Source organism: Pontibacterium sp., from assembly GCF_964228735.1.
Taxonomy (GTDB): Bacteria; Pseudomonadota; Gammaproteobacteria; order Pseudomonadales; family Balneatricaceae; genus Pontibacterium.
In genome coordinates this window covers 1-14,211 of record NZ_CAXRBQ010000034.1, presented here as the reverse complement: position 1 = coordinate 14,211, position 14,211 = coordinate 1, and the positions used below count along the sequence as shown (strand labels likewise).

Annotated in this window: 14 protein-coding genes; 9 read left to right on the top strand and 5 right to left on the bottom strand. The window is 52.3% G+C overall.

From position 1 onward, the window contains the following. Window positions 1-184: 184 nt before the first annotated feature. From ACEQ15_RS03555 to ACEQ15_RS03545, 3 genes are read right to left on the bottom strand one after another with little or no spacing between them, the layout of a single operon-like run. Window positions 185-1,411, bottom strand: coding sequence for a class I SAM-dependent methyltransferase (locus ACEQ15_RS03555; RefSeq protein WP_370277666.1), 1,227 nt, complete (start codon window positions 1,409-1,411; stop codon window positions 185-187). Beyond that, window positions 1,398-2,204, bottom strand: a complete 807-nt coding sequence (locus ACEQ15_RS03550) for a DUF1365 domain-containing protein (protein ID WP_370277664.1) — start codon at window positions 2,202-2,204, stop codon at window positions 1,398-1,400. Before ACEQ15_RS03550 ends, ACEQ15_RS03555 begins: the two co-directional genes overlap by 14 nt. Then, window positions 2,197-3,576, bottom strand: coding sequence for an NAD(P)/FAD-dependent oxidoreductase (locus ACEQ15_RS03545; protein WP_370277662.1), 1,380 nt, complete (start codon window positions 3,574-3,576; stop codon window positions 2,197-2,199). Before ACEQ15_RS03545 ends, ACEQ15_RS03550 begins: the two co-directional genes overlap by 8 nt. Before the next feature lie 137 nt (window positions 3,577-3,713). Between ACEQ15_RS03545 and ACEQ15_RS03540 the strand changes: the two genes are divergently transcribed. The 6 genes from ACEQ15_RS03540 (at window position 3,714) to ACEQ15_RS03515 (ending at window position 9,431) form a co-directional block, all read left to right on the top strand. Beyond that, a complete protein-coding gene (locus ACEQ15_RS03540) occupies window positions 3,714-4,319 on the top strand; it encodes a sigma-70 family RNA polymerase sigma factor (protein WP_370277661.1) in 606 nt (201 codons plus the stop codon). Beyond that, window positions 4,316-4,978: a ChrR family anti-sigma-E factor gene (locus ACEQ15_RS03535; RefSeq protein ID WP_370277660.1), complete on the top strand. Its 663-nt coding sequence runs from the start codon at window positions 4,316-4,318 to the stop codon at window positions 4,976-4,978. Before ACEQ15_RS03540 ends, ACEQ15_RS03535 begins: the two co-directional genes overlap by 4 nt. A gap of 59 nt (window positions 4,979-5,037) precedes the next feature. Next, the gene (locus tag ACEQ15_RS03530; RefSeq protein WP_370277659.1) at window positions 5,038-6,000 is read left to right on the top strand and encodes a YbgA family protein; all 963 of its coding nucleotides are present in this window, start codon (window positions 5,038-5,040) and stop codon (window positions 5,998-6,000) included. 79 nt (window positions 6,001-6,079) lie between these two features. After that, a complete protein-coding gene (locus tag ACEQ15_RS03525) occupies window positions 6,080-7,495 on the top strand; it encodes a deoxyribodipyrimidine photo-lyase (protein ID WP_370277658.1) in 1,416 nt (471 codons plus the stop codon). Window positions 7,496-7,507: 12 nt separating this feature from the next. Continuing rightward, on the top strand, window positions 7,508-8,092 hold the full coding sequence (locus ACEQ15_RS03520; RefSeq protein WP_370277657.1) for a glutathione peroxidase: 585 nt from the start codon (window positions 7,508-7,510) through the stop codon (window positions 8,090-8,092). A 10-nt stretch (window positions 8,093-8,102) separates the two neighbouring features. Next, window positions 8,103-9,431: an ABC1 kinase family protein gene (locus ACEQ15_RS03515; RefSeq protein ID WP_370277656.1), complete on the top strand. Its 1,329-nt coding sequence runs from the start codon at window positions 8,103-8,105 to the stop codon at window positions 9,429-9,431. A 14-nt stretch (window positions 9,432-9,445) separates the two neighbouring features. Here ACEQ15_RS03515 and ACEQ15_RS03510 read toward each other — a convergent pair whose 3' ends face one another. Next, window positions 9,446-10,096 (bottom strand): hypothetical protein, encoded by a 651-nt coding sequence (locus ACEQ15_RS03510; protein WP_370277655.1) that lies wholly within the window; start codon window positions 10,094-10,096, stop codon window positions 9,446-9,448. A 173-nt stretch (window positions 10,097-10,269) separates the two neighbouring features. Continuing rightward, window positions 10,270-10,638: a thiol-disulfide oxidoreductase DCC family protein gene (locus ACEQ15_RS03505; RefSeq protein ID WP_370277654.1), complete on the bottom strand. Its 369-nt coding sequence runs from the start codon at window positions 10,636-10,638 to the stop codon at window positions 10,270-10,272. Window positions 10,639-10,744: 106 nt separating this feature from the next. Between ACEQ15_RS03505 and ACEQ15_RS03500 the strand changes: the two genes are divergently transcribed. The 3 genes from ACEQ15_RS03500 to ACEQ15_RS03490 all read left to right on the top strand — a co-directional run. Further along, window positions 10,745-11,494: an SDR family NAD(P)-dependent oxidoreductase gene (locus ACEQ15_RS03500; RefSeq protein ID WP_370277653.1), complete on the top strand. Its 750-nt coding sequence runs from the start codon at window positions 10,745-10,747 to the stop codon at window positions 11,492-11,494. A gap of 316 nt (window positions 11,495-11,810) precedes the next feature. Further along, the gene (locus tag ACEQ15_RS03495; RefSeq protein ID WP_370277651.1) at window positions 11,811-13,100 is read left to right on the top strand and encodes an NAD(P)/FAD-dependent oxidoreductase; all 1,290 of its coding nucleotides are present in this window, start codon (window positions 11,811-11,813) and stop codon (window positions 13,098-13,100) included. 161 nt (window positions 13,101-13,261) lie between these two features. Further along, a partial coding sequence (locus tag ACEQ15_RS03490) for a glutamate synthase-related protein (RefSeq protein WP_370277650.1) occupies window positions 13,262-14,211 on the top strand: 950 nt, incomplete at its 3' end.

Below are 14,211 nucleotides of genomic sequence, written 5' to 3'. Positions count from 1 at the left end.
AGAACAAAATGCAGGCACTGGGCGCAGCGATGAGAAAGCTGGTCCACCTGTGCTTTGGCGTGGTGAAAAGCCAGGAAAAGTTCCAGCTACACCCGCTCTAAAAGCGTTTGTAGCCAGAATCGAGAGATGGTATCTACAGGCACGATCCTGTAGCAGCCCGCTCCGAGGGCGACCCTTACGAGGTTCAAGCCTCAGCTAACCTCAACTTATACAACCCAACATTGATCGAGCCGCTATCAAATCCGCCTTCGCAGTACGCCAGGTAATAACGCCACAAGCGGTAGAAGCGGTCGTCAAATCCCAGAGGTTTGATTGTTTCCCAACGTGCTTCAAACGCATCACGCCATTGACGCAGCGTCTCGGCGTAGTCCGGGCCAAACAGCAGTTTTTCCTGCAGCTCAAATCCGTGCTGATCAAACTTTTCCTGTAGCGCTTCGATGCTCGGCAGCATGCCACCCGGGAATACGTACCGCTGAATAAAGTCGGCATTCTTGCGGTAACTATGGAAGCGATCATCGTCGATTGTGATGACCTGCAACACCACATTTCCGCCTGGTTTTAGAATACGCTGCAGGGTCTGGAAGTAGGTGTCCCAGTGGGCTTCACCCACGGCCTCAAACATCTCGATGGATACGATACCGTCGTAGCGATGTACGAGATCCCGATAGTCGGTCAGGCTTAAGTTCACCTGGTCATCCAGCCCGGCTGCTGTTATACGGTTTTTCGCCCAGCTCAGCTGCTCTTGAGACAGGGTTACACCGTGCACGCGCAGCGCGTTTTCGTGGGCGGCCTGTTCAGCAAAACCACCCCAGCCACAGCCGATCTCTGCAATATGCGCATCGGGCGCTGCACCCAACATCTGCAGAATTCGCGCATTCTTGTTTCGCTGCGCTTCCTGCAGGGGTTGATGAGGCGACTCAAACAGTGCAGCAGAATAGGTCATACTCGGATCGAGCCACTCTTTGTAAAAGTCATTACCCAGATCGTAGTGGGCAGCGATGTTTCTCCGACTGCCTCTTTTGCTGTTATCACGGCGCCAGTGATACAGGTTGTGCAGGATTTGGGTAAAGAAGCTCGCCTTAGCGATAGAAGAGAGGGAGGCTTCATATCCCAGTGCCCAGTTTACGAGAGCGGTAAGATCGGGGCTGTCCCATTCACCTGCCAGGTAACTCTCTGACCAGCCGTTGATACCTCCAAACAGCAGGCGCACCAGCGGGCGATAATTGTGGAGCGTTACTGACGCGTTTGGTTTTCCTTGGCCGAACGCGCACTGTACACCGCTTGGCAGTTGAAGCTGGAGCCTGCCGGTGTTGCCATCAAGACGTTTCCGGATAAAGCTGATTAGCTGCTCTTCCAGAAAGGACGGTGGTTGAACCGGGTTGGTATCACGTGGGCAGTTAATGGCTTTCATGGTGGAACTCTCCGTTTTCATCCTGCCAGCTAATGCTGTATTTATTGCCCTCGGCGCGGGGCTGAATTTTTACTTTCTTACGCCAAAGGCGCAGTGCTTCCCAGTGAATGGCAGTAATCACCTTAAGCGTCATCAGAGGGTAGGTGAGGAAGGCTTTGAGCAGCCCCTTATCACTCAGTTCGCTGCGTGTGCCACCGAATGTAGCGTGTAAAATCGCGTTCCCGCCGATCCGTTCGGTCTGCCGAATATTTACTGCAACTCGATCACCCGGCGGTTGGATGCGAAAGCTGTAGCCGGTATCCATTGGCATAAAGGGGCTGACGTACATCTGTTTGTCGCACTTGTGGCGCACGTGCCCAGTTTCATCCAGGTTTGCCGGAAGAAGGTAAGTGTGACGTTGACCGAAGGTGTTGCTGACTTCGTAGAGGATTACCTCTAACAATCCGTCTGCGTTATAACAGAAGTAAACACTGAGCGGATTAAAGGTGTACCCGAGAATACGTGGGTAACAAAGCAGCTTGATATGGGCGGTAGCCGACTGGCAGCCACGCTCATTAAGCAGCTTCGTGATCTGATCCCGCAACGCGCCACTGCCGGTACCGTGATCCTTTTCATGAAAAGAGAAGAGGTTAAACCGGTTTACCGAAAACAGTCGGCTGCTTTGCTGTATGGTTTCAAGCTCGTCCAGGTTCAGGCAGATGGAAAACACCCGATAGACAAACCTGTGCCGCTTAGGCGTGAAGCGATGGTGCATCACGACGCCTTTGTACAGCGACGAAGTCAACTCACCCATGTGCTTCTTCCTTCTCTACGGTCTGGTTTGGCTCATGGCTGGGAGACGCGGGCCGCACATGAATGCGGGTATTTGGCTCCTCAAGTGTCCATGGGCGAGGGATGCCACCAAGCTGTTCTGCCACAGCAAGGCCGGCTTGCAGACCATCCTCGTGGAATCCGTATCCAAAATAGGCACCACAGAACCAGGTGTTCTGTTTACCCTGCAGGGACCAAAGCAGTTTCTGGTTGGCCAACGCATTCTTGCCGAACTGCGGGTGATCGTAGAAGAAGCTGCGTAATATAGTGCCCTCCACGGGTTCGCGCAGTGGATTCAGCGAAACAAACAACTGCGTGTCTGTGGCCAGCGGCTGCAGGCGATTCATCCAGTAGCTGACTGATACCTGGCTTTCACGACCTTCACCGCGCTCCGCCATGTAATTCCAACTGGACCACACCGCTTCACGCTCCGGCATTAAGGTTCTGTCGGTATGCAGGAATGCCTGGTTACGCAGGTAGGGAAACTGGCCCAGCAAGTTACGCTCTTCAGTTGTCAGTTCTGCCAACAAACTCAATGCCTGATTTGAATGGCACGCCAGTACAACGTCGTCGAAGTAGTCACGGCGACCGTGCATGTCTTCGATGATCACTTCGTTTTCTCGACGGATAATGCGGTGGATGCGGCTGTTCAGGCGGATCTTGCCTTCGAGCTCTGCTCCGATCTTCTCGACGTAACGATGGCTGCCTCCAATCACCGTACGCCACTGAGGGCGGTCTTTCAGCTGTACCAAGCCGTGGTTCTGACAGAAACGCAGGAAGCTGCTGGCCGGGTAGTTGAGCATCTCATCCACGGGTGTAGACCAGATCGCTGACCCCATCGGAAGCAGGTGATCGTAGATAAAGCGTTCTCCATACCCATGTTGTTTAAGCAGGTCACCGAGTGACAGGCTGTCGATGTCAGCTTGCGCTGCCATATTGGATGACTCACGATAAAAGCGTAGGAGGTCGCTGATCATCAACCAGAAGCCTGGCTTAAACAGGTTTCGCTTTTGAGCGAAGATACCGGACAGGCCGCTGCCGGCATATTCCAGTGCGCCGCTGTTCATCGATACGGCAAACGACATGTCCGTATCGCAGGTATCAACGCCTAGCGCCTCGAACAGGTTTACCAGATTTGGGTAGTTCACCGGGTTGAAGACAATAAAGCCGGTGTCCACGTCGATGGTGTTATCCGGAAGATCGACCGACACGGTGTTGGCATGGCCGCCCAGACGGTCGTCTTTCTCATATAGGGTTACGTCATGGGCTTTGTTCAGTAACCAGGCACAGCCAAGGCCTGACACACCTGATCCGACGACAGCGATTTTTCTGGGGCGTATAGCAGCGATATTCATCTGATCGTCCATAATATTGAAGTTGTTTCCTGTTACGCAGCTGATTTAAGAAAGGATCACACAAAATTTAAGGGTGTAGCAGGCCTTAAGACTTTATAGCTGTAATTTTTATGATCCACCTGAGGAATATGTTCGTAATGACAGACAAGGAAAACAGAACACCAGGTGACGACGTGGAAAAAGTTGTGGCAATAAATAGAGACCCGTCGGCAAGTCGGGAGTGGACAGCACTCCTGGCTCATTTTGCCGAAACGCGTGAAAAAGCCTCGTATATCCAGCTGTTCCGCCATTTCGCGCCCAAAGTTAAGGCCTACATCATTCGATTGGGCCTTACAGAAGCGACAGCGGAAGAGCTGATGCAGGAAACCATGCTGGCGGTGTGGAACAAAGCCCATCTGTACAACTCAAGCAAAGCTGCTGCGAGCACCTGGATTTTTACTCTGGCCCGAAACCAGAGCATAGATTGGATGCGCCGTCAGAAGTACCCGGAGTACGAACTGGAAGACTGGCACGTTGGTGAAGATGAAGGTGACGCGGGGGAACAAAGCGTCCTTTCTGACAGAATGGCGGAAGCGATAAAAACGCTTCCCGAGAACCAGGCTCAAGTGATCTACATGTCATTTTTTGAGGGGCGCTCCCATCAGGAGATCGCCGATCGCATCGGTATCCCGTTAGGGAGTGTGAAGTCCCGCATCCGGTTGGCTGCGGATAAGCTGAAATCAGTCTGGAGGGTAGACGTATGAGTATTCGACACCATCTGGATGAAGCAACGCTTCTAAGTTACGCCGCTGGCTCTATGTCACAGGGTATGGCGCTGGTCACTGCATGTCATCTGGCGATGTGCCCGGATTGTCGCAAACGTGCTCAAAGCTCGGAAGCGATTGGCGGTGTGCTGATGGACACCCTGACACCTTCGCCAATCAGCGACGATGCTCTTGATGCGGTATTAGCTGCGATTGAAGCCCAGGATGAACCGATTGCGATTGAAACTGTTCGTAGCAAGCCGGAACGTCCCGCGGACTCCGATGTGCCTGCACCGCTGGCTGACTACATCGGCGAATCCTTCGACGATATTGAATGGAAGCGCATCGTACCAGGCGTGTATTATTTCGACCTGCCATGTCAGAGTGGTGGTGTATCCCGCCTGCTGCGCATCGCACCGGGTAAGGCGATGCTGCCACACACCCACGAAGGCAATGAGCTGACACTGGTTCTGAAAGGGTCATTTACTGACGAGATTGGTCGCTTTGCCGCGGGTGATATTGCCGATCTGGACGATCAGATCGAACACCAGCCGCTGGTGGACAGTAATGAAGACTGCATCTGCCTGGTGGCTACCGATGCACCGCTTAAATTTACGACCATTCTGGGACGTTTGATGCAGCCAATGACTGGCTTCTGATCCAAATCGTACCTAGTATCGTAAAGACAAAGGAATGAGCACCTGTAAAGAGCATAACGATGAGTGACAACAAGACCCCTTATATCCCAGTAGGTATCAGTGCTTGTCTCTTGGGACAAAAAGTGCGTTTTGACGGCGGTCATAAACGATCTAACTACTGTCTCAACATCTTAAGTGAATGCTTCGATTTCAAGCCGTTTTGCCCCGAAGTGGCGGCCGGTCTCGGTACGCCACGTCAGCCGATCCGCCTTGTGGGTGACGCATCCAGTCCTCGGGCTCTGGGTACCCGTGACCCAGAGCTGGATGCAACAGACGGATTGGCTGAGCACGCAGACTTCGTGTCTGAACACCATCCTGAGCTGTGTGGTTACATCCTGATGAAGGGCTCACCAAGCTGCGGTATGGAGCGTGTAAAGGTGTACCATCCAAACGGTATGCCCAATGAAGCGGGCAGTGGCATCTTTGCAGCGCGTCTGATGGCAAATAACCCAGCGCTCCCGGTCGAGGAAGAGGGACGTTTGAACGACGCGGTGCTCCGCGAAAACTTCATTACCCGTGTGTTCGTTTACCACGCCTGGAAGCAGCAAGTAGCCAACGAGCCATCCATGCATGGCCTGATCCAGTTCCATAGCCGTCACAAGTACCAGGTAATGGCACATAGCTACGAGGGCTACCGCGAGCTGGGGCGTTACCTGGCGCAGGAGGCTCCGTCTGTGTCTCTGCAAGAGGCGATGGATCACTACATCCTGACGTTGATGAATGTCCTGCAGAAAAAAGCGAACCGTAAGAGCCACACCAATGTACTGCTGCACATTATGGGCTACATGAAAAAAGAGCTCGATTCCGACACCAAGCAGGATCTGCTGACGGCAATCGAAGAGTACCGTACAAACAAGGTACATCTTGTAGTGCCGCTTACGCTGCTCAAACACTACTTAAAACGCCACGGTAACGACTACATCATGTCCCAGGCGTATCTCAATCCATACCCCCATGAGCTGGGCCTGAGAAACTACATCTAACCCACATAGCTCTGCGGTCCGGCAGTACGAGATATCTGCCCTCTGTCGGACTGGTCTCTCAGCGTTACAGGAAAGAACAATGAAACTGGTTTGGTTCAGAAACGATTTGCGCGTGCGCGATAATCACGCGCTGTTTAATGCTTGCCGCGATTCCTCTAATCAAGGGGTGGTGGCCGTTGCGGTCCTCACCCCGAAACAATGGTTACTGCAGGATGAAGCGAACAGCCGCGTCCAGTTTTGGCTTGCCAACTTACGCGCGCTCAGCAAAGACCTGGCAGCACTCAATATCCCGCTCAAAGTCCTACGTGCTGCAACGAACCGAGAAGTACCAGAGCAGTTGTTGGCGTTGGCTACACAGATCCACGCAGATTCGATCTACTTCAACAACGAGTATCCGGAGTACGAACAAAAGCGGGATGGACGCGTGTCGGATCTGTTCATTGCACATGGTTTGAACGTCGAGCGCTACCACAGTGACGTGATCATCGAACCCGGCACGGTACGCAACAAGCAAAAGCTTCCGTTCCGGGTCTATACCCCGTTTAGCAAAGCGTGGCGAACATGCTTTTTACAGCAGAATCCAGAGCCGTTGCCGCTGCCTGACAAACAAGGGCCTACAGCGATTCAGGGTGATCCGATACCGGGAGGGATCGTCTACGACGCTCCTGTCACAAGCGTATGGCAACGGAATATGTTCCCGGCGGGCTCTGATGAGGCACACCAACGTCTTGAATATTTTGCAGCAGAAAAGTCTCGTGAATACAAACAGTTGCGAGACTATCCTGCACTGGATTCCACTTCTGTTTTATCACCCTATCTAACCGTGGGGGCGATCTCGGCACGGCAGTGTTTAGCCGGGCTTCGTACCTACAGTAACGATCCAGACTGGCTCGCAAACCATTGGACTTCAGAGGTGATTTGGCGCGAGTTCTACCGGCACCTGTTATTTGATTTTCCTGAAATGAATCGCCTGCTGCCGTTTAAACCGGAAGTTGAAGAGCGACTCACTTGGTCCCAGGACAATGGACTATTTGAAGCCTGGTGTCAGGGAGAAACCGGTTTTCCGATGGTAGATGCGGGTATGAAACAGCTGCAAGCAACCGGCTGGATGCACAACCGCCTGCGCATGGTGACTGCGTCATTTGTTGCCAAATTGCTGCGCCACGATTGGCGACGAGGTGCACAGTTCTTTATGCAAAATTTGATTGATGGGGACTTTGCATCCAACCTGGGCGGGTGGCAGTGGAGCGCGTCTGTCGGTGCTGATGCAGCGCCGTATTTCCGTATCTTTAATCCTATGCGCCAAGCCGAACGTTTTGATCCTGAAGGTGAATACATCGCCCGCTGGATTCCCGAGTTAGCATCCCTACAAGGTGTACAACGCTTTGATCCTCTGTTTGGGGCGGAAGTAGGGCGGCCAATGCCGATCATCGACTATGCCCACGCTCGTGAGCAAAGCATCGGTGACTACAACCTTGCAGGGGCTCAAACGTAAGTGAGGACTGGTATGAAAACTCCATCAGAATTCAAATTCATCCAGGCAGTAGCAGTCGTGTTGCTCGCATTTACAGCCGTCCATGCGTACGCCGATGATGGCGACTCTCCAGAATGCTCTGCACTGCTAAACCACGAGTTTAAGAAGCTTGGTGAAGATGAGCGCGTTAACCTGTGCGATGCGTATGCGGGTAAATTGCTCCTGGTGGTAAATACTGCAAGCAAATGCGCTTTTACGCCTCAGTACGACGGTCTGGAAGCGATGTACGACCGGTATAAAGATCGCGGCTTTGTGATTCTTGGCTTCCCTTCCAACGACTTCGCTGGCCAGGAGCCCGGCACCGAAAAACAGATCAGTAACTTCTGTCGGCTTACCTACGGTGTGCGCTTTCCAATGTTCGAGAAGGTTCATGCTGCTCAAGCCAACGCGTCACCGTTTTATCACGCACTGGCCAAAGAGGCTGGGGAGTACCCTGGCTGGAATTTCCACAAATACCTGATCGCTCCCAACGGTAAGCTGATTGCCAGCTTCAAGAGCCACATACGCCCGGACAGCGCAACGTTGGTCTCCGCCGTCGAAGCCAACCTACCGAAGTGACCGGCTAACCATGTCTGACTCAAAGCTAAAAGCAGCTGCCGTTCCCCAGAGCCGTCTAGCACGCCTCACCGGCATGGGGACGCTGGCCGGCCGTATCGCAGGCAATGCCCTGCTCGAAAGTGGCAAGCAGCTGGCGAAAGGGCAAAAACCACGCGCCACTGATATTCTTCTTACCGAAGCGAATATACGCTCAGTGGCTGACAAGTTGGCAAAGATGCGTGGTGCAGCGATGAAAGTCGGGCAGCTTCTGTCGATGGATGCAGGCAACCTGCTGCCAAACGAATTGGCTGCAATACTGGAACGGTTGCGAGCAGAGGCAATGACCATGCCCGCCAGCCAGCTCTACGACGTGCTTGAACGCAACTGGGGTGACGGTTGGCAGGACCAATTTCACCGTTTCTCCTTCGAGCCAATCGCAGCGGCATCTATTGGTCAGGTACACAAGGCAACTACACCCGACGGCCGCGAGATGGCAGTAAAGATTCAGTACCCGGGCATCCGGCAGAGCATCGATAGCGATATCGACAACGTCGTATCGATGATGCGCTTAAGCGGTTTACTCCCAAAAGACTTGGATATAGAGCCTCTGGTGGAGGAGGCCCGGCAACAACTGCACTACGAAGCAGATTATCTGCGCGAGGGCGAACAGATCGATGCGTATCGCGCATTGGTCGACAACTTTCATCGTCAGGAAGAACTGGATCTCCCCGAGTTCCATCAGGACCTGTCAACGCAGGAGATCCTTTGTATGTCCCACCTTCCGGGATTCGCACTGGAGAAGGGGATTACCCGTCACCCATCAGAAGCTGACCGGGTCATAACGCTGTTGATGGACCTGTTTTTTGCGGAGCTGGCTCAGTTCCGCTGCGTCCAGACCGATCCAAACCTTGCCAACTATCTGTACGATGCGGACTCCGGCCGTGTAATGCTTTTGGACTTTGGCGCTGTACGACACTTTGCCGACGAGTTTGTTGGAAAATACCTCTGTGCATTGCGTGCAGCGGCGAATGAAGACCGTGATGGATTAAGGGCTGCTCTGGAGGCACTGGGATTCTTTCAGGCGGGTATTGCAGCGGCGAATGTTGAGATCGTGGTTGATATATTCATGCTGGCAACTGAACCGCTGCGTCATGAAGGAGAGTACGATTTTGGTAAGGCCGAGCTAGCCAAACGTATTCAGACGATGGGGCGCACGATCAGCAGCGATCCTGACGCCTGGCACACGCCACCACCGGATGTTTTATTCCTGCATAGAAAGATGGGTGGATTGTATCTCATGGCGGCGCGGCTGGGGGCGAAGGTGAACGTAAAACCAATATTTGAACGCTATGTAGCGTAGTGCCGTCATCATGTTTACATAGGTTCAGCTACAGTCTGTTCAGACTTAAGCTGAAAATACGCCTTAACAACCTCGCAGAAATCGCCCTTACCTGCATAAAGGCGGATATCAAATTCAGGAGTGATCAATTCACAGATTTCAGCATACACCTCCACCATTCTGGCAGAGGTGATAAACCAAACAGGTACGTCATTAGCTAGCTGAAGCTGCTCAGCATAGCTTTTTAACTCCGGCCAATACCGTTTATCTGGAATATATTTTAGATCGATGACGATCGGCCTGATTACATCATGGGTCTTAAAGCCATGGTAGAGTTGCTCAAGGCTAGGTACATAGGCAGGCAGTTCAGCGGAAGCTTTGTACAACAACGGGCTTTGATTTACGTGCATATCGTGCCAGACAACCAGCCCATCCGCAGACTGTCCAACGTCAAATTCCGAATACTTGAAGCAACCATCTATCTGCATCGAGGCAACAGAATCCATTGCCTGTAGCGTATTATCCGTATTGCCTGGGAGGTCGCCTCCCAGGCGGTGACCAATATTAAAAGGGTTACACCCCTCGTTATTGCTATAGTCTATTACTTCGTAGGAAAAAGGTTTTTTAGCTGAACAACCACTCAGCAGTAACAGGAACGCAATGCTGCATATGTGAGGCCGATTCATAGATACCCCTGAGCCTGTGTTTAACAGGTAGATAAAGGGAAGATTAAAGCTACGGTACGTTAGCTATCGCTGGTAGAAGTATAGTGCAACGTGCTTTCCTCCTAAGATTGTCCGAAGTTTATGTGATAATTATTTCGCCCTCGGAGTATCAGCCTCATCACAGGGGAGGGGCGTCAGGGCAACCCACACCCGTCTTTGCAGCGTGCGCGATATCGCCGGCGTGCGAAGCGTCGATAGGCTATATCCAACACTTTGGTAAGGTGAAACATTTCGACCACTCGGGCCACATGTCGGTAGTACGGCAGTTCACGCCAGATTAGAACAAACGAATACGCGCCAGTTCTGATAGTGCCATCGCGGCCAATGGTGTGCAGCAGTTTCATTGCATCTTCAAACTGGATACCTTTCTCCGATAACAATTCCTGGTCAGTCCAGATATCAATCCAGTTAATTTTGTGTTGCCGGTCCAGGCGTATGTAGTGGGCGATCTCTTTCCGGCACAGCGGGCAGCGACCGTCATAGAACACATCAGGTTTGATCATGGTTAGTGTCTTATTAGCGGTTAATCCTGTGTTTACGTGCATCGAATGTGATCGGTTCAACAGGTTTACTGCGTATCTATCTCTAGTAATTATGGAGGAACTTCGCGTGGTAAACCTTGATAGCTTCAACAAACAGATCAATGCGGTTGTAGTAGGTGCATCAGGCGGCATCGGGTATGCGCTGGTACGACAGCTGAAATCCCATCCATCAGTGGCCCGGGTCCACGCTTTAACACGCAATCCAGACGCAATAATCAGCGAGCAGGATGAGAAGTTGCATGTCCTGTGTGTGGATATTCTCGATGAACGCAACTTAATCGACGCTGCAGAGTGCTTTTCCGACACTCCGATCGATCTTCTAATTGTCGGAAGTGGCATGTTGCATGGTGAGGACGTTGAACCAGAGAAAAGCCTGCGCGCGCTTCAAAGCGAGAGTTTTATAGACGTCATGCAGATCAACGCACTGGCCCCGATGCTGGTCGCCAAGCACTTTATTCCCAGGATGAACCGTCTCCGTAAAGCAGTGTTTAGCGTGATCTCCGCACGTGTAGGCAGTATTTCTGATAACCGCTTAGGTGGTTGGTACAGCTACCGTGCGAGCAAAGCAGCACTGAATATGTTGCTAAAGACACTCTCAATCGAGGCTAATCGCACCATGCCCAATCTGATCATTGCTGGCCTGCATCCGGGTACGGTAGATACTGGCCTATCTAAACCCTTCCAGCGTAACGTAAAGCCGGAAAAGCTGTTTACCCCATACCAATCAGCCGAGTACCTGCTGAATGTGGTTAACGGCCTGTCAGTAGGGCAGAGCGGTGATATCTTCGCGTGGGACGGCCAGCAAATCGTCCCATAAGTAAGCGAACTGCATTCCTCCCCCTCTAACCTTTCAGGGGTATTTCTATCTGCCTGCGTTGCTTCTAATGTGATGCGTTTTTGTATCGTGATGTGCAAACAAATCATGCATTGTTTACATTTTTGCAACGAAAGGTTACGTCTAAAGTCTATGTTCTTACCGTTCTCTTAGGCTATTCTCAGAAGCCGGAGAACGGTTTAGCGTGAGCTAACATACTTTTCCTCTGTTTGAGTAGCTTCAGGCCAGCGCTTTGTATCGTATTTTGTACGTTATTAGGCAATGTGCTGGCCTGAAACTTCTTTGAGGAATTAACGCAATGAAAACCATCGTAATCGTAGGAGGCGGTGCCGGCGGGCTGGAACTGGCGACCAGGCTAGGCCACAAGTACGGTAAAAAGAAGAAAGCGAACATTATCCTGGTTGATCGCAACCGAAATCACATCTGGAAACCGCTGCTGCACGAAGTGGCGACAGGTTCACTCGACATCAACACCGACGGTGTGGTGTATCGTGCGCACTCCAGCATCCATGGTTATCAGTTTCAGTTGGGCACCATGTCCGGGATGGATCGCGAGCGTAAAGTGGTTTACCTGTCCCCCCTGAACGATGAAGTGGGTAAGGAGGTGCTGCCTGCGCGTGAGCTACACTATGACCAATTGGTGATGGCTGTCGGCAGTGTCAGTAATGATTTCGGAACGCCAGGTGTGGCGGAGCACAGTTTCTTCCTTGACTCTCACCAGCAGGCTGAACGCTTTCATCGCGCACTGCTCAACCAGTTCCTGCGCCTCAATCAGCAGGGCAATGACGGTGTGTTGAAGCTGGCGATTGTGGGTGGTGGTGCAACCGGTGTAGAACTGGCAGCGGAGCTTTATCACGTAGCGGATCTGCTTAAGATGTACGGCATGCCGGAGATGTCTGCCAAGCGCCTGAAAATCACACTGATTGAAGCAGGCCCTCGTATTCTACCGGCACTACCGGTGCGCATTGCGCTGTCTGCCAAACGGGAGCTTAGCAAACTCGGTGTGAATATCCTGGAAGACACCCGTGTGGTGAAAGCCGACGAGCTTGGCTTTATTGCCAACGAAGATCAGCGTATCGATGCAGATCTGATGGTGTGGGCAGCAGGGGTTAAAGCGCCGGACTTTGTAAAACAGATGGATGCGTTCGAAACGGCACGCGGTGGCCAGATCATTGTGAAGCCGTCTCTGCAAAGTACTGTCGATGAGGATGTGTTTGTTATCGGTGACTGCTGTGCGTGTGAACAGCCGGATGGCACCTGGGTGCCACCGCGGGCGCAATCAGCGCACCAGATGGCCTCGCTGGTTTATCGCAATATCCAGCTCAAAGAGCAGGGCAAGCCACTGAAGAGCTATATCTACAAGGATCACGGTTCACTGGTGAATCTGAGTAAATACAGCACTGTGGGTAGCCTGATGGGCAACCTGACGAAAGGCTCGATGTTTATCGAGGGGCGCATCGCACGGATGGTGTACATCTCCCTGTATCGCATGCACCAAGTTGCGATTCATGGCTGGTTGCGGGCATCGGCAGTGATGCTGGCGCAAAAGATCAGTAATGCGGTTAAACCGAAGATGAAGCTTCACTAACTCACGCCTTATTAGCGCTCTCTTCAGAACCGGGTTGATGCTGCGATATGCTCAACCCGGTTTTTCTTTGGCTCTGAAGCTATGCTTCTTATGTGAGTCTGACGCAACTCGGATGCTTTTCCAGTCTTGAAACTCCCGATGGGAGTGAGCAGGTGAAAGCTATGGGTACATGGCTGATGCTGGGGCTGCAGATCATGTCGGCCCTCTTCATCTTCATTATTGGTATGGCTGTTCTGGCTGTCGTGTATATGTACATACGCGATGTGACCCAGTCCAAGCAGGCCATTCGTCGCAACTACCCGGTCATAGGCCGTTTTCGATACCTGTTCGAGAAACAAGGTGAGTTTTTCCGCCAGTATTTCTTTGCGATGGACCGTGAGGAGATGCCCTTCAACCGTGCTGAACGCAGCTGGGTGTATCGCGCAGCCAAAAACACGGAACGCATGCTCGCGTTTGGATCTACCCGTAATCTGGAACCGCCGGGATCGATCCTTTTTATGAACTGTGCCTTTCCAACCCTGGCCGAGGACGCTGTACCCGTCAGTAACGTCACAGTAGGCCCCTATTGCCGACACCCCTATACCACAGACTCCGTGTTCAATATTTCCGGTATGAGCTACGGTGCAATCTCGAAACCCGCCGTTCGTGCATTGTCTATGGGCGCACGAAAAGCCGGGTGTTGGTTGAACACAGGCGAGGGCGGTTTGAGCCCCTATCATCTCGAAGGTAATTGCGACATTGTCTTTCAGATCGGTACAGCGAAGTACGGTGTACGTGATGAGCACGGAAAGCTTAGCGATGACCGCCTGCGAGCCCTAGCGGCACATCCCCAGGTGAAAATGTTCGAGATCAAAATGAGCCAGGGTGCGAAACCCGGTAAAGGCGGCATACTGCCTGCGATCAAAGTGACTGAGGAGATCGCGGAGATACGGGGTATACCCGCTGGCCAGGCATCGATCAGCCCAAACGGTCATCCGGATATTAGATCTCCAGAAGACCTTTTAAACATGATCAACCGTATCCGTGACGTTACCGGCAAACCGGTAGGCTTTAAGGCGGTATTGGGGGATGTGCAGTGGCTGGATACGTTTTTCGAACTGATTCTGGATCG